Below are 22,186 nucleotides of genomic sequence, written 5' to 3' on the forward strand. Positions count from 1 at the left end.
TTCTCGCCCTTATTTATCCGTTTGCTGGGTTAGGGCCAGGGCCTGTTCCCGCGTCAACACCCGCTCACCTTTGCCGGCGAAATCCAGGCTGAGCAGGAAGGAGCCCAAAGCCTCCAGTTCCTGGGGATTAAGGTCGTACTTGGGCATGATGCTAAGCGGCTTGGTCTTCTGGGGGTTGCGGATGAAATCCACCAGGTACTTGCGGGTTCTGCCCTTGGCAACTATGTTGGACATATCCGGCCCCACTCGGTGACCGCCGCGCCCCATGATCTGGTGGCAATAGGCGCAATCCTTTTCCACCCACAAGCGGAGGCCCCGGATGGCCTGGGGAGAAAGCTTCTCCGCGGGCACCACCACCACCTGGCCGTAGGGCTTGGACTCGGCCACCCCCATTGCCGTGAGGTAGACCACCGCCACCAGGCAGGCCCCGGCCACGGCCAGCACCAGCGGCCGGCTGGAGGGTTCCTGGGAGTGGCTCTTGGACAAAAAGGGCAGCGCCACCAGCAGGGCCAACAGACCCAGGGGGATAACGAAGCTGCCTATGAGTTCGGCGCCCCCTTCGAAGTAGGTGAGCAGCTTGAACAGCCACATGTAGTACCATTCGGGCCGGGGCAGATAGGTCGGGTCAGGGGTGCGGGCCACTGCCTCCTGGGTGGGAGGCGAAACCAGCGAGAGGATGATCATAACCCCCAGCACCACCAGGAAGGCCACCGCCGCCTTGAGGGCGTGGTCGGGAAAGAAAAGGTAGGGCTTGTCATCCTTTCCCTGGGGCGCGCCGTGGTAAGAGATGTCGTGCAGGCGCACCAGGTACATGTGGATCATGATCAACAGGGCGGTGAGCGCGGGCAACAGCAGCACGTGCACTGAGTAGAAGCGGGTCAGGGTGAGCCCGCTAACGTTGGGACCTCCCCGCAAAAGCCCGGCCAGGAAACCGCCGATCACGGGGATGTCCCCGGCCACGTTGGTGCCCACCACCGTCGCCCAGTAGGCCTTTTGGTCCCAGGGGAGCAGATAGCCGGTAAAGCCGAAGCCCAACACCATCAGCAGCAGGAACACCCCGCCCACCCAGGTCAGTTCCCGGGGGGGCTTGTAGGCCCCGTAGTACAGGTTGGAAAGCAGGTGAGCGGCCGCCAGTATGACCATCGCCGCCGCGCCGTAGTGGTGCAGACCCCGCACCAGGGCCCCGGCCGGCAACTGGGTCATGATGTAGCCGATGGACTGGTAGGCGTGGTCCGGCGAGGGGTTGTAAAAGGCGGCCAGCAGGATGCCCGTGACCACCTGGGCCACGAACAGCAACAGCAACAGGCTGCCCAGGGTGAAGCTCCAGTTCAGGCGGCCGGGCAGCGGCTTGTACAAGAAGGGCTTGAGGTGCTTTTCCCAACCCAAGCGCTCGGCCCAGAAGGATGCGAATCGCGACATCTAGGCCTCCAGCACATAGAGTTGGCCGCCGCTGACTTTGGTCTCGTAGCGGTCCAAGGGCCGTGGCGGGGGACCGGATTTAACCGTGCCGTCGGGGAAGAAGGTGCCCCCGTGGCAGGCGCAGAGGAACAGCTTTTTCTGCTGGTCCCAGTGCACGGTGCACCCCAGGTGGGTGCAGCGGCTGTTGAAGGCGGTGACCTTGTTCTTTTCCCGGTCCATCTCCACCAGCACTGGCTTGTGTTCCTGGCGCTTGTAGAAGCCGTCTTCTAGGGAATAGTCGGCGTAGATGGTTAGCACCTCGCCGGGGGCGGCGGTGAGTTTTTCCAGGGGCCCCAGAGACACCCACTTGCACTCGGGCTTTTTGAAGGCGGCCGAGAGGGCTGAAACAGAAACCAGGCCGACCAAAGCGGCTCCGGCCACCACGCCCAGGCTCACCGCGCTACGGCCCAGGAAGCGCCGCCGGCTCATCTCCGGGGTCAGAGGTTCCGGGGCGGGCAGGGCCACGGGCTCGGGGGCGGGGCTCAGGCGCTGAGCAAGGCCCGGCCCCTGGCTTATGGCCATGCGGTGAATGTACTTGATGGCCCGGGTGGGGCTGATTTCCTTGGGGCAGACCTCGGTGCAGTTGAACTCCAGGCGGCAGTTGTAGCAGGACTCCATGGCCGTGGCCAGGCGTTCGTCGTGCAAGCCGTCGCGGCTGTCGGCCAAGAGGGTCATGGAACGGTTGAGCGCGGCCGGACCCAGGTAGTCCTTATGCCAGAAGGCCATGGTGCAGCTGGAAACACAGCAGCCACAGGCTATGCAGTCGGTGGCCATGTCAATGGCCTTGCGTTCCCAGGTATCGGGCCGCACAATCGCCGGCTCGCTGGCCTCCTCGGCCGGATCGAAGTAAGGCATGGCCTCTTCGTACTTCTTGAAAAACGGTTCCATGTCCACCGTCAGGTCCTTGACGATGGGGAAATGATTCAAGGGCCGCAGGGTGATCTCCGGGGTTTTGAGATCGGCCACCACCGTCTTGCAGGCCAGGCCCTCCTTGCCGTTGATGACCATGCCGCAGGAGCCGCACATGGCCACCCGACAGGCATAGCGGAAGGACAGGCTCTGGTCGTGCTCCCGTTGGATCCTGAAAAGCACGTCCAGGATGGTGGTCGCGTAGTAGTCCTCGATCTCCAAGTCAAAGGTGTCGAAATGTCCCTCGCCGCCCTTGGCAGGGTCGTAGCGAAATACCTTGAAAGTCTTTTTACCGCCCTTAGTCTCTGCCATTGCTCTCTTCTGCTTGCCTAGTAGATGCCAAACCAAACTATGGCCAACATGACCGCGCCCAGCAGACCCAAGCCCGCCAGCAACAGCTTCTGGTAGCGCACGTGCACCAGACCGAAGTCGATTAGTATTACCCTGAGGCCCAGCACCGCGTGGAAGGTAACCGTGAACAGCAGACAGAACTGCAGGAGAGGGCGATAGGTCAAGGTCAGGTGTAGTACCAGGAACACCAAGATGGCCAGCGCCGAGATGCGCTGCCAAAGCCATGCCCACATGCCGGCCTGCGTGGCGCGTATCCGGTTGGGGTCCAGCACGCCGCGGTGCAGGGGCTGCCTGTAGTTCAATTTATTTGCAATAGTCACTGCTGCTTTTCTCCTCACAGCTAATGAGATCACCGTCCGAGAATTAGGCCTCTTTCGGGGCAGCGATGCTCGGCGGCGACGCGTACTTTAAATCCACCGGCCTTTTTTCGGTCACCGGCCGTCCGTCTTCTCCCCGCCGGAGGAAAATGTTGTAAAGGCCAGTGGCATCGTTTTGCTCGGGGAAGTCCGACCGGGCGTGAGCCCCCCTGGTCTCCTCGCGCAGGCTGGCCGACTTGCTAGACATGCGGGTGAAGTCCAGCATGTTCACCAGGCTGAGCCACTCGCCCCAGATCATGTTGTAGTTGGTTTCCTTGGGCACCTTGGCCTGCATGGCCTCGGCCATGAGCTCCTCGACCTCTTCCTGGGCCTCGGCCAAGGCCTCGCCCTGGCGCACGATGCCCACCTTGATCCAGTTGAGCTCGCGCAGACGATCGCGCAGGTCGGCTGGTACCGGGCCGCTGACGCGTCCCAGGGGAGCCCGGTAGTGGTCGGCCAGGCCCTGGACCATCTCCGGGTCCGATTCGGGGATGTCGCGGTCGGTGGCCAGGAAACGGGCCATGGCCTTACCGGATTGGCGCCCAAAGACGCAGGAGTCTGCGATACCGTTGCCGCCCAGGCGGTTGGCGCCGTGCACTCCGCCGGCGTCCTCTCCGGCCACGAAAAGGCGGGGTATCGCGGTCTCGGTGTCCTTGTTGACCACCGCCCCGCCCATGAGGAAGTGGGCGGTGGGAGATACCTCCACCGGCTTTCGGGCCAAGTCGTAGCCGAACAATCGGGTTCGTTCGGTCATGCCCGGGAAATTCTTTTCCACGAAATCCTTGCCCAGGTGGGCCGCGTCGATCATCACCCCGCCGCCGGGGTAACCGCGACCGGCCATGATCTCCAGGTAGGAGGAGCGACTGACCACGTCGCGGGTGGCCCGCTCCTTTTTCTCGGGATCGTAGCGCAGCATGTAGCGCTCACCCTCCGAGTTGTAGAGATAGGCGCCGGCACCGCGCAGGCCCTCCTCCAGCAAGGCGCCTGCCACCACGCTTCCGGGAACGATGAGGCCGGTGGGATGGAACTGAATCATTTCCATGTCCATCATCTCCACCCCGGCCCGATAAAGCATGGCCAAGCCGTCGAGGCTCTTCTCCGGCCCCGGAGCGCAGAGGCGGTAGCAGGTGGGGCCGCCGCCTGTGGCCACCAGCGTGGCCGCGGCCTCCACCACCATCAGCTCCCCGGTGCGGATGTTCATCACCAGCGCGCCGGTGACCTGGCCGCGTTCGCGGTCATAGAGCAGGTCCAGGGCCCGGTGCTCCTCCAGCACCCGTATGCCCCGCTTCATGATCTGCTCGGTGGTGCGGCTGATGATCTCGATTCCGGTTAGGTCGCCCTTATGCACCGTGCGGTCAAAGGATTGGCCGGCGAAAGCCTTTTGATGGACGGTTCCGTCGGGTTTGCGGTCGAAGAAGCAACCGTAAATGGTTTCCATCTCTTTGATGGTGTAGGTGGCCTGTTCTACCAGGGTCTTAGCCATCTCCTGGTTGTTAATGAACTGGCCGCCCTTCAGGGTGTCCATGAAGTGCTTCTGGTGGGAGTCACCCTGGTCCAAGACCACGTTGAAGCCGCCCTGCACCATGCGGCTGCACCCGCCCTTGCCGCGCAGCGCCTTGGTAACGATCAAGATGTTTAGATCTGGGTTGGCGTCATAAGCGTTGAGAGCGGCCAGTTGGGCTGCGGCCCCCATGCCAAGCGTCAACATATCTACTTTTATCTTAGGCAACATCGCGCTTTTCCCGGTGTACAACGAAGTCCATTTCTACTCCAGCCTCTCAGCGGGTAAGAGGCCGTGGCCCCGGCCGGCGCCCGTGGCGGGCAGCCAGTCGGGACCACGGGGGGTTAGGCGCTCTCGTAAAGCTTGGTGATGACGAACTCCTGGTGTCCCAGGACCTCCTGGCAGGTGAGGCGGCCGTTGCAGGTCCGCTTGAGCATGTCCATGAGACCGTCGCCGGACTGGTCCAGGGTCATCTCGCCGCGCAGGATGGCCGAGCAGTCGTAGTCGATGTGCTCGCTCATGGTGGAGACGGTCAGCGGGTTGGCCGAAAGCTTGATCACCGGCTCGATGGGGTTGCCGATGATGTTGCCCTGACCCGTGGGGAACAGGTGGGCCACGAAACCGCCCGCCGCCCACAGAGTGACCGCCTCGGCCGCCGCGCTGCTGGTGTCCATGTACCAAAGGCCAGGACCGGTCGGAGTCTCCGCCTTGTCCAAGACGCCCACGTAAGGATGCTTCTTGCCCATCTTCTGCAGGTTGCCGAAGGCTTTCTCCTCGATGGTGGTCAGACCGCCACGGATGTTGCCCTTGGTCGGCTGGCTGCCCGAAAGGTCGTCGGTCTTGTTGGCCTCCACCATGGCCTGGTACTTGTCGAAGATGGCCATGAAGGCCTCGCCTAGTTCGGGCGTCGCCCCACGAGCCTTGCACCAGTGCTCCGCGCCGGTGATCTCAGAGGTCTCACCAAAGGAGCAGGTCGCCCCGGCGTCCAGCAGCTTGTCAAAAACGTTGCCCACCGTGGGGTTGGAGGCCAGACCGCTGGTGGTGTCGCTCTCGCCGCACTTGGTCGAAACCCAAATCTCGCTCAGGTCAACCTCTTCCCGCTTCAACTCGCTGGCCCAGTGCACGTATTCCTTGGCCTTCCAGGAGGCCTTGGCGATGGTGCCGATGTCGCCGGTGCGCTCGATGGAGAAGCCGGTCACCGGCTTGCCGGTCTCGGCGATGCCGTCCACGATGATGTTGGTCCACTCGGGCTCGATGCCGATCACCACCACCGCGGCCACGTTGGGGTTGGCCCCAGTGCCGATCAGGGTGCGGAAATACAGCTTGAGGTCCTCGCCGAACTGCAAACGCCCATAGGCGTGCGGAATGGCCTTGGTGCCCTTGATGTTGTTGGCCACGGCCTCGCAGGCCGCGTTGGAAAGGTCGTCCAAGGGAAGGATCAGGACATGGTTGCGGATGCCCACCCGGCCGTTCTCGCGACGGTAGCCTTTTACGGTTCCCAAATTGCTCATAGCTACCACCTCTTGGTCTTGAGATTGTGGATGTGCACGTGGTTGCCCTTTTTGATCTCGGCCACCACCTTGCCGATGTCCTCGCCGTATTTGGTGACGCTGCCGCCGGTGGCCAGGTCGGTGAGGGCGATCTTGTGACCCAGGGGGATGTCGTCCAGGGCCTTGACCGTCAAGCCCTCCTGGGAGTCCATGTAAAGGCCCGTGGCATCGCTGCCTGCGGTGATGTCGACCGTGGCCACGCCCACGCTGTCGGCCTTTTCGTGAACCAAAAATTGGATCATAGAGAAACCTCCCTCCTGCAATGGTCAAACTAATTTGGCTTTATCATTGGTATTTAGCGGCTGTCACTTGAGATGGTTACTCCCTCACCGCTGGTGCGCCGCGCGCAAATCAAACCGGGTTTTAATTCCTTCACAAACTGTCGGGTAAGATGAGCAAAGAACGTGCCAATAGGCTCAAACTAATAAGCACTTGTAATCATAGATATTAAACCAATATGAGGGCGGTGACGGAACAGTACAACCAAACCAAAATTGGTTTTTAAACCAATTTTGGTTTTATTTCGGTTCAAATTCGTTTATAAAAAACTGACCCGGTCCTTTTGATTTATAGGGAGGCTCATCGCTTGAAATCAAATGTGTGGGACGCCAGCGTCAAATATGAACTGCTACTCAATGTCACCAACGCCATAATCACCCAGACCAACCGGGACGACCTGTTTTCCGCTCTGGCCAATGAATTGAAGAAGGTCGTGGCCTATGACCGCTTGAGTGTTTACATTTTCGATCCCAAAGAGCAGGCACTGTCTTATTTCGCCACGGCCAACGGGGTGGTGCCCCAGGGCATGGAGAACCCTGCGGGGAGGCCCCTGGATAAAGCTTCCGTGGCGCAGCGGACTATAAACATCCGTAAGCCCTTAATAATCAAAGACCTGGCCACAGTGACCAATTTTTCCACGGTGCCGGCCATGCTCAGGGCAGGGCTACGGGCCACCATGGCCTTTCCCCTTATAGTGCGCAACGACGTCCTAGGTACAATGCACCTGTCGTTCAAAAAGCCCCCCGATGACTTCGAGAGCCTGTCCGAGATGTTGGCCGACCTATCCCATCAGGTTGCCATAGCAGTGGACAACATGTTGGCTCACACCCGTCTGCGCAACCTAAGCGACAATTTGGAGAAGCAAAAGCGCTACTTACAAAAGCAGGCCCACCGTGACTACCTGCAGGAGAAGTTCGTATTCTCATCGAAACAAATGGGCCAGGTAATACATGAGATTAACCTGGTTGCCAAAAGCGACGCCCCGGTTTTAATCACGGGGGAAACCGGCACCGGCAAGGACTACCTGGCTCACTACATCCATGACAGCAGTCTGCGCAGGGACAGCCTGCTGGTTAAAATAAACTGCCCCGCTTTGGCGTCCAGCCTGTTTGAAAGCGAGTTGTTTGGTCACTCGCGGGGCGCCTTCACCGGCGCCCATGATAACCGGATGGGGCGTTTCGAGATGGCCGAAGGCGGGACCATCTTTTTAGATGAAATCGGTGACTTGCCTTTGGGCCTACAGGCCAAGCTACTCCACGTATTACAGGACCACGCGTTCGAGCGGGTGGGCGACTCCCGCACAATCCAGGCGGACTTTAGGGTTATCGCCGCCACCAACCACGACCTGGACAGTGCCATGGAGTCCGGCGCTTTCCGGCACGACCTTTTTTACCGCCTGGCCACCGTAACCCTTCAGATACCGCCCCTGCGCGAACGAACCGAGGACATCCCCCTGCTTATAGAGCGCTTTATCTCAGAGGAGGAAACCAACAGCAACATGGCGGCGCCCTCCTTCGATGCTTCGGCCATAGACATGCTCTGCGGCTACGGATGGCCTGGGAACGTAAGGGAACTTAAGAACTTCATCCGCAGGATCTTTCTTTTGAAGTCTGGCAAGAGGATTACCGAAAGGGAAGTTGCCCAATACATCGGGGATTCGCGGCAACCCTGCGGCGAAGACGTGGGCAGTTTGACCGAAATGGAGAGAAAAATAATCGAAAAGGCTCTGCAGGAATGCGGCGGGTTCGTGGGCGGCAAAAGGGGCGCCGCCCACAGGCTGAACTTGCCGACCTCGACCCTGCAATACCGCATAAAAAAGTTGGGGATCAATCCCAAGCATTTTGCGCGCTGACCCGGACCTGATATGGTTTTCCGCTGAGGCAGGGTCCTTGTCGCCGGTTTTCCCGCCGGGGCCTACAGGACAAAGTCGCAGCGTTGGTTCGCGGAGGCTCTTAAGCAAGAACAGCCGCCAAATAACCGGCCCTGCGCTTAAGTGAGGACGTGAAAACCAAGGCCCCAAGGAGCAGCAGGAACTACCCGGACGGCATCCGCATCTTTACTTTACGCGATTTCGTTGAATCGGATAGGAGCTACAAATGAGCAAGCCATTCGCCGGCGTCATTCCTCCGGTGGTTACACCGTTTAAAAATGATGAATTGGACCTGGAAGGATTTAAAGCCAACTTCATCCAGTGGAACAAAGTGCCCTTGGGAGGGTATTTGGTGGCCGGCACGGCGGGCGAAAGTCCGCACCTGAGCGCAGGCGAGAAAGAACGGCTTTTTGCCGCCGCGCGCGAGGTGATATCGAACGACCGGGTGTTTCTGGCCGGTATAGGGGCCCAGTCCACGCGGGACAGCATCAAGCTGGCTAAGATCGCGGGCGCCCAAGGCGCGGACTACGCCTTGGCCCTGACGCCGTTTTATTTTAGGGGTCAGATGACCGGCGAGGCCTGGGAGGCTCACTACCGGCTGCTGGCGGACAACTCACCGATACCGGTGGTGATTTATAACGGCACCCCCTCCTCCGGGCTCAATATATCTCCTGATACGGTGGCCCGGCTGTCCGAACACGCCAATGTGGCGGGGGTCAAATGCGGCGCGGGCGACATGGCGCAGTTACGCAAGTTCGTCAGGCTTACTCCCGAAGACTTTGTGGTTCTGACGGGAGCGGCGGCCATCTATTATCCGGCCTTGTGCATGGGTGTCGACGGCTGCGGAGCGGCTGTGGGCAATTTGGCCCCCGCCACCATGATCGCCATGGAGCGGTCCTTTAAGGAAGGGAACCATGCCCGAGCGAGGGAGTTGCAGGACTTGATCACTCCTCTGGGCGGCATGGTAACCAAGCGTTGGGGCGTTGGCGGCCTTAAGTTGGCCATGGATTTGGCCGGCCGTTGCGGCGGAGATGTGCGCATGCCGCTGTCCAGGCCAGGCGATGAAAATGCCAAAAACATTCTCCTCGCCGCGTTGGCCAACTTGGCGGACCTGGAAAGCGCCTATCTATAGAAGCAAGGAAAAAGGGCTGGGCTGATCCCCAGCCCTTTGGTGACCAAGAGTAGCTCAGCCCTCAAACACGGTTCGCACCGTGCTCTTGATCAACTCATGCGAAAAAGGCGACTGGCTCACAAACGGCGCGGCGTCCTCCAGTATGCGCTCAGCGTCGGCCCAGGCCTTGTACTTGCGGAACTTGTCCTCGCGTTCGACGCCCATGCCGCTAGCCAACAGGTTGATGTAGTTTTCCACGGTAAAGGGGGCGCCCTCCTGCCTGGAAGCCAGCATCTGGTTGCAGTAATGGCACACAGTGGCCATGATAGTCGCGCCGGTCTCCGCGGCCTCGGCTATGCGCGCCTCCAGCATTTGATAGCCCACCAGGGGATAATGGCGAATGGCTGAACATCCACAACAGGCGGCCTTTTGGGCGCTGCGGGGCATTTCTACCAACTCCACGCCGAGGTGCCTTAACACCTCCCGCGAGCCAACTAGATCCAATCCGGTTAAAGCAACCTTGCAGGCGTCGTGCACCGTGACTTTGCAGGAAAGCGGTTGGTTGATTTGGAGCCGGTCCAGGCGTTCGGAGACATACTGGGCCATGGACTTTATCTCGAAGGGGTAGCTTGTAAATTCACCAAAGGTGGTCTCGAAAAGGCAAAAACAGGTGGGGCACCACAGCACCAAGGTCTTGGGCTGATAGGCCAGCAGTTTTGCCAACAGTTCCTCAAAGGCCTCGCCCGCCTTGACCGAACGTCCCCTGATCAGGTAGCAGTTGCCGCAGCAGTAATCCAGGCCGGGCACAAAGGCGTAGCCGCCGTCCAGTTGGGCCATGACATCCATGGCGTTGAGCAGCTTTTCTGGCTGGTAGTACACGTTGCAGCCCGCGAAGAAGACGGTTTCCGCCCGCGCCTGGGGCGAGGGAGTCATGATGCGGCGATACTCTTCCGTGGTTATCTGGATGCTGGCCAGCACCCGGTGCACCAGTTCCGGGTCCTTGGCATCCCAGGGGGGATACTCTACCAGGCCCGCCTCGAACATTTCCTTTGCGCATATTTCCAGAGTGCGCAAGGGATTGAGGCCCTCGGGGCACATTTTGCTTACGCATCTATAGCACTTCATGCAGGATTTTAGGCGCTCCCTCAGAATCGGGCTGTCCTCGCCCCGCATTAGGAAGTCCAACACCGAGCGCTGCACCTCCTGCGGCTTGATTTGCGCCAAGCCAGTGTGAGCGACGATAGGGCACTTTTTGACGCAGAGCCCGCATGCTTTACAGTTATCAATGACTCGCTGTTTTTCCTGTTCGAAGAACTGGCCAAGGTTCATCTTTCGCGTCCTTTATGGGTCTGCTCGTGTGCTCAATTAGTGGCAGTAACTTTAGTTCTCAAGATTTTTTTGTCGCATAAAAAGACATATAGCAAAGTACTCTTGGCTGCCATTCTCATTATCTAACTTTCGCATTGCGAAACAGAATGTACATGGCCATCCCTACACCCAGTTGTGTGCTACGGTCTCTGCTAAGGATGGCGAAGGGATTGACCTGGCCTGAGGTGCTACCCGTTTCGGGTCCAGGTGAGATGAGAGATTCCGAGGCTTTGAGGTGCTACCCGTTTCGGGTCCAGGTGAGATGAGAGATTCCCAGGTTTGCTTCTTTGGAGATGGAGGCCTGGGGGAGGCCATGCAGGGGGCCGCACAACAATAGAATTACGAGCAAGTGGTGAGCGCTGCAGGGGTACACTGGCATTTTATGATTTAACTTATTGTTATAATTTATAAATATGTTGAAGCGATTGATATGGGAGGATCATTTTGGCTAATAGTTTCGACAAAAAGGGCGGCTTCGCCGATATGGCCGCCATCAAGCGTAAACGCAGCTAGACCACGCCTGAAAAGATCGATGAGATTATCGACTGGCGCACCATCCAGAAAATTCTGGACAGGAAGCTGGAAAGAAAAGCCAATGCAGTGGGCAATCCGGTTTATCCCGCCCTAGGCATGTTTAAGGCCATGCTACTGCAGTCCTGGTATAGCCTTTCTGACCGAGAGTTATCGGAAAATCTGGAAGATCGCATTTCCTTCAGCCACTTCTGCGGATTTTCCCTGCATCATCAGGTCCCGGACAATTCCACCATTTGCCGTTTTCGCAATGAGATTCATCAGAAGGGTTTGGCCAAGCCTCTTCTGGACATGATCAACGCTCAGATAGAGGCCGGCGGGCTAGAGATCAAGGCGGGAGTCATCGTGGACTCCAGCTTGCTGGAGAGCGCTCGGCGGCCCAGGAAACAGCAGGATGTTTTCCCGGTCGATGAAGATGGCGATGCATCAGAATCCCAAACCAGCGGCGGCTACAATGTGGAGACCACTTACTCCGATGATTCCGAGGCTGCCTGGACGGTCAAGGGCAAAAAGTTTTGTTATGGATACAAGGCCCATATCGCGGTGGATGCGGAGCATGGCTTTATTTTGGCTGGCCACGCCACCCCGGCAAACCGGCCTGATTGTAAAGAGATGATGACTGTAGTCAGGGCTGTAGTCTGCAAGCAGGGGCTCCGGTCTTTGCGGAAAAGGGCTACAGCGGCCAGCAATATCGACATGAGCTGGAAGCTGCTGGGTATTTCGATGGGATCATGTATAAAGCCGCCCGCAACCGGCCCCTTTCCGAGCCCCAACGCCTGGTCATTCGAGCCATCAGCCGATTCCGCTGCAGAGCGGAGCGGGCCTTCGGCACACTGAAGAGAGATCATCGAATGGCCCGTGCGAGATATCTGGGGGCGGCCAAGGTAGGGCTGCAGCTACTCCTGGACGCAATGGCCTTCAACCTCAAGAAGGCAGTACGAATGGCTAATACATAAGGAATGGTGCGCCTCAGGAGCGGCATCTACCCCAGAATGACCCCGGGCAAGTGGCAGTAAGGGCTATCCCAGATCAAAAACGGGGCCTAAAAAAGAGCGAAAATCTTTGATTGGCACGGCGGAGAGGTCAAAAATCAATGCCGGGAATTACGCAGCAGCCTCCAGTCTTACGGTCCCAGCCGTCATATTCTTCATAATTCTTGACCTGGAAGTAGCCGAAGCCACGTATCTCGACCCGATCTCCCTGGGCAAGAGCCTGCTCGATGGACTTGAAAATGGTGTTCACCGCACTTTCGGCGTTTTTGAGAGTGAGGTCTTCTTTCTCGGCAAGCATTCTGATCAGGTCGGATTTGTTCATGGATGGGTTAACCCCTTGAGGAATTTATATTTTAGCGTGATCGTAGGTGGTTGAGATATTCATGTCAAGCGGGTTGGCTTGCCTACCCAGGAACCCGGTCATTTCCCAGAGTATGAATCGCAGGATGCATTACAACTTGAGCCAGTAGCTTCTGATTTGGCCAGAGGTCTACAATTGGCGAAAACCAATACTTGCCCCATAGCCTTTGATGACAACACTTAAAGTAAGTTCCGTCCCGGGCTGACTATATAACGTCAGCGAAGACTGTATTTAGTCCGAATGGCTAAATGGCAGTCAAGTTCGCTTTGTCGTATCCGGGCAAAAATCCTTCATATCACGCTAGTTAGCAAAATTACGTGCCGCCAGTAGGCTTGGTATATTTTTTGCGATTATCTAAGTGCATGATGAGGATCCATCTCTGCCTCTGCCTTGCTAATAATAGCAGGGACCCCTTACAGACAGGATAGAACTAAATGCGCAAGTTATTATATTTATTAATAATAACTGTTTTTGCGGCACTGCTTGCCCCAGGGCTTGCAAGTGCCCAGCAACTCACCGGCCCCCCGGCTAACCCCCAATACAAATTCTCAACACCACAAGCCCCGGGCATAGCCATACCGGACAAGGTCGAGACCCGTCTTGGCACCCTGCACTTCTTCGATGGTTTTCCAGACGAGGCGACCGCCAAGAAACTGTGGGACAACCTGGATTTCCAGCGTGCCGTTCAGGCCTATTTGCTAGCCATCCCTGCCGTGAGCCAAGCCGCCGACCGCAACGCCTGCCTTACCCTGGGGCCGGTGAACCGCACCGTGCCCATTTGGGAACAGCTAGTGGACTCGCGAACCACAGGGCTGACCTTCAATGACAACACTGTTTACAGCTGGGCCTGGATTAACCTTAAGGATGGTCCGTTAGTTTTAGAACTCCCGCCCAAGGTGCTAGGCGCTGTTCAGGACATGTGGTTCCGCTGGGTGGTCGATCTAGGTCTCACCGGCCCCGACAAGGGCAAGGGGGGAAAGTACCTGCTGCTGCCGCCAGGCTACAAGGGCGAGATCCCTCCCGGTTACTACGTAGTAAAGTCTCCAACCTTCAATGCATGGATACCTTGGCGTAGCTTCCTCGTGAATGGTGACCCGAAGCCGGGTGTCGACATGGTCAAAAAGTACACCAAGATTTACCCGCTCGCGGATGCCGCTAAGCCGGCGCCAAAACTCAACTACGTGGATATTTCGGGCAAGCCCTTCAACATCGTCAATCCGGCCGATTATCGCTTCTGGGAGTTACTCAACCAGGTGGTGCAAGAGGAACCGGCAGAATCCCTCGACCAGATCCGGATGGGATATTTTGCTGCGGTCGGTATCCAGAAAGGCAAGCCTTTCGCCCCGGACGAGCGGATGAAAAAAATCCTCACCGAGGCGGCTGCCGTTGGTGATGCGACTGCGAGGACGATAGCCTTCCACCCAAGGGAGCCTGAGACCTTCTATTACAAAAACAGTGCGTGGCAGCTCCCGTTTGTCGGAGGGTACTTATTCCAATGGCGTCCCGGCGTATTGAATCTGGACGCCTATAGCTACTACTACTGGCTGGCGACCGGTGTAACCCCAGCCATGGAAGCAAAGATGATTGGCAGGGGCTCTCAGTACGCCTGGGCCGCTCGCGACTCCCAGGGCAGACCGCTTGACGGTGGTAAAAATTATAAGCTGCACCTGCCGCCCAACATCCCGGTCAAGGAATTCTGGTCGGTGATTCTCTACAGCAACCAGACTCGCTCCATGATCCAGACCGACCATCGATTCCCGAGTCTAAGTAGTCAAAACAAAGGAACCCAGATTAATCCTGACGGTTCGGTGGATATTTACTTCGGGCCGAAGCCGCCAGCGGGGAAGAAAAGCAACTGGGTGCAGACTATCCCAGGCAAGGGCTGGAATACCCTTCTGCGCCTATACAGCCCGCTGGAGCCATGGTTCCACAAGACCTGGCGACCTGGTGAAATCGAATTGGTTAAATAAATGGTATGAACCTGGTAATTGATCAGCGGGAGAGAGCCCAGTCAAAAGGCCCCAACCTTCTGGATCGGTTCGCCCGCATACTTTTCAACCACAACTTCAACTGGGGATAACGGGATCAATGGCAATGCAACTAATGAGGAAAAAATCCATCGGTATTAGTCTGATGGTGCTGGGGGTTATCGCCGTGTTTGCCGTTTCGGGCTGCGCCGGAAACGGCGGTGTGTCCACCATGACCGACACCACCAAAGGCGGCATAATCGGCGGAGCCGGCGGGGCGGCCATCGGAGCCATCATCGACCATTCCAACCCGTGGGCCGGTGCCTTGATCGGGGCCGCCGGCGGAGCGCTCACCGGTGCCGTGGTGGGGCATTTCATGGACGACCGCAAGAAGGACCTGGAAAAAGCCCTGGCGCCCCAGATCAATGCCGGAGAGGCTTCGGTGCAGATTCTGGCCGACAACGCCCTGCTGGTGACGGAGACCGGCTCCACGGCGTTCGCCCCCGGCTCGGCGGTGGTCAATTCCGGTTTCATACCCACGCTGCAGACGATCGCCAACGTGGTCAGCACCTACGGCAAGACGACGATCGTGGTGATCGGCCATCCCGACAGCACCGGTACCCAGGCTCAGAGGCAGACGCTGGCCAACCAGCGGGCCGAGGCGATCCGGACCATGCTGCTGGGGATGGGGGTTGCGCCCGTGCTGGTGACGGCTTCCGGCAATCCCAACAGCCGCTACATGGATGGCAGGGCCGAGGTGGTTATCCATCCCGTGGTCTCCTCCTGATACGCACGAACGGTTGAGCGTTTTTACAGGGCGGCATCGGCGAAATCCGACTCCCGGCTTTTTTGTAGCCGACGAAATCGGAAATCTGATATGCGGTGCCGGATCGTTCTCTTAATGTTTGTTGTCAAGGTCCCTAGTTGTAACTTGGAGTTGATCTCTCTTGAGTTTCATAGGTTTTGACAACGTAACATCTCATTTTAGGCAACGAAGATGGTCATCTCAAAAGCGGAGGGCTAATTCGATGGAGAAGGTTATGACAAGATTGGCAAAAGCATGGATGGCCATTATGGTTGCTGTGATGTGTACCATGATGGTCGGACTTTACACGCCATCAGGGGCACGAGCTGATGCGCAAGATGCCAAAAAAATCCTTAAATCCATGTCTGATTACTTAGCGGCGCAGAAGAAAATTTCTTTTGCCTATGACAGCATTTTGGAAGTCGTCACGACAGATCACCAGAAAATCGCCCTGGCCGCTTCTGGCACGGTTACCCTGAACCGGCCGGATAAAATTATTGCTACCCGCATAGGCGGTTTTGGCAATATTGCAATGTTTTTTGACGGGAAGGTGCTAACTCTCTTAGGTAAAAACCTTAATGCCTATGCGCAGATAAAGGCACCTGGGACAATTGACCACCTCATCACGGAAATGAGGGACAAATACAACAGACCCCTACCGGCCGCCGATCTGCTGACCTCAAATGCCTATGATTACCTGATGGTTGATGTGACCGATATCAAGGATCTCGGCAGCGGAGTAATCGGTGGAGTGGAGAGCGATCATTTCGCATTTCGCGCCAAAGAGGTCGATTGGCAAATCTGGATCGCCCGGGGGAAGAGCCCTTATCCTACTCGATTTTCCATCACCTCGAAACTCATTGTCGGTGGGCCGCAATACAGCATCCAGATCCGCGACTGGAAGGCTGGTGACGCAGTCAAGGCAACCGATTTCAGCTTTAAGAACTCCACAAACGCCAAAAAGGTTGACCTGAAGGATATTGGTGAACTAAGCGATTTGCCAAGTAATTTTACAAAGGGAGGTGCAAAATGAGCGCATTGAAAAAAATTGTGGTTCTGCTGATAGTCGGAGTCACGTGCCTAGTCGGTTTGGAGCTTGGAGAACAACTTTCGATTCCTGGTGCTAAGACCTTTGTCTCATCCGCACAGGCAATAGTCGGTCGTCCCCTGACGCCTGTGAGCTATGCCGGGGTAGCGCGGCGCTCAGTGAGACGGGGATTATACTACTAAGCAGTCGGGAATCAGCGGGCGTCAGCAGTTTTCAAGATAGCTTGGCGCAGCGCTTCTTCGTCCAAACCCAGCACGTTAGCACAGAGCTGGAAGGTGAGTTTAGCATCGGAGCCGTTGAGCCAAGCCAGAGCTCCTTCACTGTGCTCTGGATGCAGTAGGTCTTGGGTGGCCCTTAAGATCATACGACCGGCGAGCTCTTTGATAGCTTCGGTGCTATTTGAGTGGACGGGTGGCATGGATAAATTCTAAAGGTGAGTTGAGTTTTGGTCAATATATGGGGGGTCGATCTTCCCCGCTACTTATCTGCCCTAGTCGAGAATAGCGTTGACAGGTTAGGGACCTAGAGGAAGGAGTCATGGCCTTCCGGTTAAGATGGTTTTAGCAAAAGGACCACTTAGCCATAGGAGGAAGGACCATGACTCAAGCTCAGTATATCATCCACCGGAAGCTCAACATTCTGGAGTTGGGCCAGACCCTGGGCAACATTTCCGAGGCCTGCCGCTAGCTGGGGGTCAGCCGCCAGCACTATTACGACATCAAACAAGCCATTGAGGATGAAGGTCTGGAAGGGCTCTTGGAGAAGAGCCGCCGGATGCCCAGAATCGGCAATCGCGTGGCTCCCGAGATAGAGCAGAAGGTGCTTGATTACTCCTTACAGTTTCCCACCCACGGCCAGACCCGGGTGGCCAACGAGCTGAAAAAGGCGGGTATACAGATCAGTGCCGGAGGCATCCGCAGCATCTGGCAGCGCCATGATCTCACGGTCAGGTCCCAGCGCCTGAAGCGCCTGGAGAAATGGGCGGCGGAAAACACCGAGGTGCTCACCGAGTCCCAGGTACAGGCCCTGGAGGCGGCCAAGGAGGAGAAGGAATCCTATGGTGAGGTGGAGAGCCCTCATCCCGGCTTTCTCCTGGCCCAGGATACCTGCTACGTGGGCACCATCAAGGGCATTGGCCGCATCTACCAGCAGACGGCCATTGACACCCACAGCAATGTGGGCTTTGCCAAGGTCTATCGGGAGAAGACGGCCCTGACCGCCGCGGATCTGCTCAACGACAAGGTGCTCCCCTTTTTCGACGGCCACAGCATCAGGGTGCATCGGGTGCTCACCGACAACGGCCCGGAACTATGCGGTCGCCAGGACAGCCACCCCTATGAGCTTTTCCTGCACCTTAACGAAATCGAGCACACCCGAACTAGGGTCAGGCGTCCCCAGACCAACGGAGCGGTGGAGCGGCTCCATCAGACCATCCAGGATGAGTATTACCAGGTGGCCTTCCGGAAGAAGCTCTATCACACCATCGAAGAAATCCAGGCCGACCTGTACGCCTTTATGGAGCAGTACAACACCGAGCGCACCAACCAGGGCCGATACTGCCAGGGGCGCACCCCTTTACAGGCTTTCATGGATGGCCTGAATCTTTACCAAAGGCATGTCTATGAAGGGCTAGAAACCGACGAGGCAGCGTAGTAACCTAAACCATCTGCCGGAAGGCCAATCTGTAAACGCAATTAGTGACTAGGACAACTTATCCCTTGGTTACAGGGTTTTCGCCCCTCTAAGCTTGCCGATGATCTGCTCGGCTGAATAGTGCTTCCTGGCTATCATCAACCTACATCTCTAGCTCCAAATCTTAGCCTAAAAGCTGGACCACTCTAAGGCGGGCAAGTCACTGGCACCAAAGTATTTTTTTAGAAGGGACCAAGATTAAATTTGGTGTGCGTTAGACATTAATACGATGGCATGTTATTTTTAGAAGATACACTTATAGCAACTTTGGGAAGAATCATGAGGCCTACGAAGTACCTAGTGGTTTTGGTTTGTATTTTGCTGCAATCATTGTGTTTTGCAGGGAATACCTTGGCTGTTCCAAAATTTAGAGTGCTTTTGTAAGTAACCGGAGACACTAAGTATAAAGGAAAATTTGTCAGCAGCATTGAATCCGAATTAAAATCATTGGGAAACGTAGATATCGTTGAAAACGGTTATGACTATGCCATGTTATTAACCCTCAAAGGATATGTGTTTAAGGATTCGAAAAAACGTACAGGTTGGGCTATTAGATATGTGTTTTGCGCACTCAAAATAAGTCGTAAATGCAACCTGTTATATATAGACCGAGTGTATAGTGATGTACTATTTGCAGATGTTGGTGAACTCGAAAATGCAGCCAAAGAAATAGTTCATAAACTTGATAAGGATATATTGAAAATAATGGAAAAGAGAAAGCGAGCTTATTGAGTTTGAATATTTAAAAGCCCCATTCCGCACGAACACAGGAATGCGGCTATGCGATATCATTCTAACCCTTAATCGACAGGCACCAGCCTCCAAGCCTTGGACTTACCCCGAGGTTTCTCCAAGGTGAACTTAGCTCCAGGTTTGGCACCCGATTTTTCACCAAAATCGCCCACGGTCAGTCGACCCTTGGCGGTGACAGAATAGGTAGTAGGCTTGGCTTTCGCCTTGCCACCAGTTGCTGCTTGCTTGATCTTGCCGGATTCAACCATGGCCATCTTTAACTGCTGCGCGAACTCAACCGAGGTCATAGCTTTTTTCTTGTAAGCCAGCGTCTCCCGAATTTCTTGCTCTGATACGCCATCGTTGACCATCTTGATAAGTTTCTTGCGGTCTTCCTCATTCCATTTCGAGGTCCTGGCCATAGGTATTCTCCTGTGCATTGGGAGGGATAAAATTTCGACCAATTTGATTATTACTAGTCTTACAAGCTCACAAGTATAAATTGCAAGGATTTTTTTATAAGACGTACTGGCAGGTTAATGTGTGGCATTAAAAGCATCTGAAATGCTTCGCACGCAACATTATTCCTTGTAATCCTTTATAGACAGGTATGTAATTCCAGTTAAATATCCACAAGTCACTAAAGTCCAGCTTCGCCACCCTTCGCCAGGTAGGGAGAGGGGAAGTATTGTTGATCAATGTTGGTTATTGATAACTTCATGAGGAATGTCCTCAAGAATACTTTCAGTGTCCACCAGGTAATGTAGGGTATGTATGGTTTTGTATATTCTTTTGTCTTATTCTTTTTCTTTATATATTTTTTGAAAAACAATAGTATAACCCTACATACCCTACATACTAACCACTGGCGAAAGGGACTGCTAGCTATTTCAAGCCAACATCATGATAATAAATTCCATCGGTTTCCCTTTTTTTCTCAAACAGCTTAGAGAACTTCATCCCGAACTCGGTTGAGGAATCTGCCTTGATACTTTTGTCTTTACACCATTTCTGGTAAGCATTGTATGCGTCAATTGCTTTGAGCTTCGATCCTGGTGATTCAAAACAACATTTCTCAACAAACCGACCTACCACATCTTTACTGGCGAAATACCTCTGGGTGGCTTTCACTACTGCAGGACATTCAGGTAACTTTTTGTTCTTGCCGTATATCAAAGCGCCCTGCACCAACCAGGCAAGGATATGGGCGGTATCTTCTTGCAACTTGATAATTAAATCAGGATCTTTTCGGTGATCATTGGGTCCCTTTGGATCGTCTACATACCGCTGGTCAAAAGGCACCACCTTTATGCGCTCCCTTAGCGCCGCGTCACTTATATCCAGATCTGGAAGTCTGTTGGTGAGCATGAATATGGTGTGGGTCGGTTTGAATGTGGTTTGTGCCCCGTAGAGACTACGGGCGGTTAAAAGGTCGCCACCGGTGAGGCGCTTTACCTCGCTGGAGCTCAACTTACACTCCTTATCCGATTCCGGGCTCCATACCATTCGTTTGCTTTTTAAAGCCATCAGAGCGGGGCTGGCTGCGTCTGCGGATCTGTTGTGGACATGCTGCAGAAGCAGTTCCACGTCGATCGGACCAGCAAGATTCCCCAAGACATGCCACAGGACATTGGTGAGGGTGGTCTTACCATTACGGCCTTCAGATCCATGAAGCATGAAAAAGTTATGTTCGGTCACTCTGCCGGTTAGGGCATATCCGAGGATGACTTGGAGGTATCTCACCTGATCTTGATCACCACCACAGATATCCTGCAGGAACTTTCTAAAGCATGGGCCGTTAGCTAGGTCATTAAGATCGCCGATGCCGTAGGAGCCATTTCCCCCGGGCCAGGGTGTCGGGATGATATTCCTGATGAAATCATCTGGCTGGGAGGGTCTGAAGACTACAGTTGTGGCTTGTCGGTCAAATTCCAAAACTCCATTGGATACCCCCAGTAGGTCAGTATTGGCATCCCACTCCTCGCCGGTGATGGCCAGGGAGTCTGCGCCGGTAGCGGCCTGATCGACCACGTTCTTCTGCCAGGGAGATTTCCCGAGATTACTGATGCGCTCTCTGAGTCTCTTGATTAAACGCTCGAGGTCCTGCGCTGCACTCTTTTCTCCAACTGATCTCTTAGCATTCGCTTCAATTTGTTTGAGTATCAGAGCCTCTTGATAGATTTTCTCCACATCATCAAGGCGTCTTTTGTGTTCACCCTTTTTGTCTTCCATCCAATGGGACCCGGTCCACAGGAACCACTTGCCAGAGGTTCGATCCAAGCAGAGTTGACCACGCTGCTCTTCTATGAAAAGCTCGGCGTCCCCTTTTTGGCTGTGTGCCAGGTAGTGATTGATGCGCTCGTTGCTCAGGGGTGTGCGAGGGTTCCTTTTGCCAGCTTCCAGGGCGCTGTTCAGCGTGTCTGCGATTTCCTCGGAACCAAGACCAATCATCTTGGCGGTTTCAGAGAATTGCCTCCGCACCATATCTTCATCCAGCTCACCGGAATCCAGAATACGGCCAATGTAATAAGCTCTCTTGTTTAGTTGATCGTTTCTTTCGCCCTCAGAAACTTTCGCCAGGGTTTTCAACTCATACTCCAAAAGGGCACCCGCCCCCTCGAACTTTTCGGCGCTTCTGGAAGGTTTCCCTTGGCCGGCACCTGATTTCCGAACAGGGCGTGGCTGTTTTTTGGATTTGACCTTGTCGATTATCCATTGCGGTGCCTCTGCGGGTTCCAGATCGTCGGGATGATGATTCTCATCCCAAGCGTAGACTCCACCTGAAGCATGGATAGAGGGAGGTGCCACTATTTGGCCTCGATCCCCTCGAATATCTAATCCCGGGCCAAGACGACTGGCTGAATTGCCGATATCGCTTCCCAAGGGATACTTGAACAAAATGTGCCTCCCACCACCGCCAGTATTGGAGATAACGGTCGAAGGCAGCGGACCGTGCTGCTGTTCAAGTTGGGCGAGGGCTTCATCACCGCCGTTCTTCGGGTCCACGTCCAGGACGAAGATCCCGCTTGCAGCTCCCGTCAGGATTCCTACATTGGCATCCGGCCATTGGCTCCACCACTCCTCGATCTGGTGAGGATCATCGGTGGCGACATCTGGCCAGTTTTTTTTGATAATGGGATTTTTGCCATGACTGTCGCAGTCAGGTTCACCACACGCACATCGGCCATTTATAACTGAATGTAACGGTAACACCCTCCAGCCTAAGCGGGCATAGGTAAGTGCTGCTTCCAAGTTTTTTTGGGTATTTTTAATGGGCATTAATTTTCTCCTTTTTTTAATTAGGT

At 55.5% G+C, this 22,186-nt stretch carries 17 protein-coding genes and 2 pseudogenes; 9 read left to right on the plus strand and 10 right to left on the minus strand.

Annotated features, from left to right (window positions below):
- Positions 1 to 9: 9 nt before the first annotated feature.
- From AACH32_RS10910 to AACH32_RS10935, 6 genes are all read right to left on the minus strand, one after another.
- Positions 10 to 1,419, minus strand: a complete 1,410-nt coding sequence (locus AACH32_RS10910; protein WP_338599154.1) for a cytochrome b N-terminal domain-containing protein — start codon at positions 1,417 to 1,419, stop codon at positions 10 to 12.
- Positions 1,420 to 2,679, minus strand: coding sequence for a succinate dehydrogenase iron-sulfur subunit (gene sdhB / locus AACH32_RS10915; RefSeq protein WP_338599157.1), 1,260 nt, complete (start codon positions 2,677 to 2,679; stop codon positions 1,420 to 1,422).
- Between the two features lie 17 nt (positions 2,680 to 2,696).
- Positions 2,697 to 3,038, minus strand: a complete 342-nt coding sequence (locus AACH32_RS10920; RefSeq protein ID WP_338599160.1) for a hypothetical protein — start codon at positions 3,036 to 3,038, stop codon at positions 2,697 to 2,699.
- A 43-nt stretch (positions 3,039 to 3,081) separates the two neighbouring features.
- On the minus strand, positions 3,082 to 4,782 hold the full coding sequence (locus AACH32_RS10925) for an FAD-binding protein (protein ID WP_338599163.1): 1,701 nt from the start codon (positions 4,780 to 4,782) through the stop codon (positions 3,082 to 3,084).
- Between the two features lie 137 nt (positions 4,783 to 4,919).
- On the minus strand, positions 4,920 to 6,086 hold the full coding sequence (locus AACH32_RS10930) for a UxaA family hydrolase (protein ID WP_338599168.1): 1,167 nt from the start codon (positions 6,084 to 6,086) through the stop codon (positions 4,920 to 4,922).
- Between the two features lie 2 nt (positions 6,087 to 6,088).
- Complete coding sequence (locus tag AACH32_RS10935; RefSeq protein ID WP_338599171.1) at positions 6,089 to 6,367, minus strand: UxaA family hydrolase; 279 nt, start codon at positions 6,365 to 6,367, stop codon at positions 6,089 to 6,091.
- Between the two features lie 320 nt (positions 6,368 to 6,687).
- Here AACH32_RS10935 and AACH32_RS10940 point away from each other — a divergent pair, with 320 nt between their 5' ends.
- Together AACH32_RS10940 and AACH32_RS10945 are read left to right on the plus strand one after the other, a co-directional pair.
- Complete coding sequence (locus tag AACH32_RS10940) at positions 6,688 to 8,256, plus strand: sigma-54-dependent Fis family transcriptional regulator (protein ID WP_338599173.1); 1,569 nt, start codon at positions 6,688 to 6,690, stop codon at positions 8,254 to 8,256.
- 244 nt (positions 8,257 to 8,500) lie between these two features.
- Positions 8,501 to 9,406: a dihydrodipicolinate synthase family protein gene (locus tag AACH32_RS10945; RefSeq protein WP_338599176.1), complete on the plus strand. Its 906-nt coding sequence runs from the start codon at positions 8,501 to 8,503 to the stop codon at positions 9,404 to 9,406.
- 54 nt (positions 9,407 to 9,460) lie between these two features.
- Here the strand turns inward: AACH32_RS10945 and AACH32_RS10950 are convergent, their stop codons facing one another.
- Positions 9,461 to 10,714: a (Fe-S)-binding protein gene (locus tag AACH32_RS10950; protein ID WP_338599179.1), complete on the minus strand. Its 1,254-nt coding sequence runs from the start codon at positions 10,712 to 10,714 to the stop codon at positions 9,461 to 9,463.
- A gap of 567 nt (positions 10,715 to 11,281) precedes the next feature.
- Here AACH32_RS10950 and AACH32_RS10955 point away from each other — a divergent pair.
- A pseudogene (locus AACH32_RS10955) lies at positions 11,282 to 11,905 on the plus strand (IS5 family transposase); the annotation flags it as partial.
- 80 nt (positions 11,906 to 11,985) lie between these two features.
- Positions 11,986 to 12,240 (plus strand): transposase, encoded by a 255-nt coding sequence (locus AACH32_RS20895; RefSeq protein WP_350341575.1) that lies wholly within the window; start codon positions 11,986 to 11,988, stop codon positions 12,238 to 12,240.
- A 127-nt stretch (positions 12,241 to 12,367) separates the two neighbouring features.
- On the opposite strand, the gene AACH32_RS10960 is transcribed toward AACH32_RS20895, so the two are convergent.
- Positions 12,368 to 12,598: an HU family DNA-binding protein gene (locus AACH32_RS10960; RefSeq protein WP_338599181.1), complete on the minus strand. Its 231-nt coding sequence runs from the start codon at positions 12,596 to 12,598 to the stop codon at positions 12,368 to 12,370.
- A 473-nt stretch (positions 12,599 to 13,071) separates the two neighbouring features.
- Between AACH32_RS10960 and AACH32_RS10965 the strand changes: the two genes are divergently transcribed.
- From AACH32_RS10965 to AACH32_RS10980, 5 genes and pseudogenes are all read left to right on the plus strand, one after another.
- The gene (locus tag AACH32_RS10965; RefSeq protein WP_338599184.1) at positions 13,072 to 14,607 is read left to right on the plus strand and encodes a DUF1254 domain-containing protein; all 1,536 of its coding nucleotides are present in this window, start codon (positions 13,072 to 13,074) and stop codon (positions 14,605 to 14,607) included.
- A gap of 118 nt (positions 14,608 to 14,725) precedes the next feature.
- Positions 14,726 to 15,391, plus strand: coding sequence for an OmpA family protein (locus AACH32_RS10970; RefSeq protein WP_338599187.1), 666 nt, complete (start codon positions 14,726 to 14,728; stop codon positions 15,389 to 15,391).
- Between the two features lie 241 nt (positions 15,392 to 15,632).
- A complete protein-coding gene (locus AACH32_RS10975; protein ID WP_338599190.1) occupies positions 15,633 to 16,442 on the plus strand; it encodes a DUF2092 domain-containing protein in 810 nt (269 codons plus the stop codon).
- Positions 16,439 to 16,639 (plus strand): hypothetical protein, encoded by a 201-nt coding sequence (locus AACH32_RS20900; protein WP_350341516.1) that lies wholly within the window; start codon positions 16,439 to 16,441, stop codon positions 16,637 to 16,639. The genes AACH32_RS10975 and AACH32_RS20900 overlap by 4 nt, the downstream gene beginning before the upstream one ends.
- A 415-nt stretch (positions 16,640 to 17,054) precedes the next feature.
- Positions 17,055 to 18,110: pseudogene (locus AACH32_RS10980) on the plus strand (IS481 family transposase).
- A gap of 839 nt (positions 18,111 to 18,949) precedes the next feature.
- Here the strand turns inward: AACH32_RS10980 and AACH32_RS10985 are convergent.
- Both AACH32_RS10985 and AACH32_RS10990 read right to left on the minus strand, forming a co-directional pair.
- Positions 18,950 to 19,303, minus strand: a complete 354-nt coding sequence (locus tag AACH32_RS10985) for a hypothetical protein (RefSeq protein ID WP_338599193.1) — start codon at positions 19,301 to 19,303, stop codon at positions 18,950 to 18,952.
- Between the two features lie 463 nt (positions 19,304 to 19,766).
- Entirely contained in the window at positions 19,767 to 22,160 is a 2,394-nt protein-coding gene (locus AACH32_RS10990) for a phage/plasmid primase, P4 family (RefSeq protein WP_338599197.1), read from the minus strand.
- Positions 22,161 to 22,186 lie beyond the last annotated feature (26 nt).

The sequence above is a fragment of the Desulfoferula mesophila genome (assembly GCF_037076455.1).
In the GTDB taxonomy this organism is placed as follows: domain Bacteria; phylum Desulfobacterota; class Desulfarculia; order Desulfarculales; family Desulfarculaceae; genus Desulfoferula; species Desulfoferula mesophila.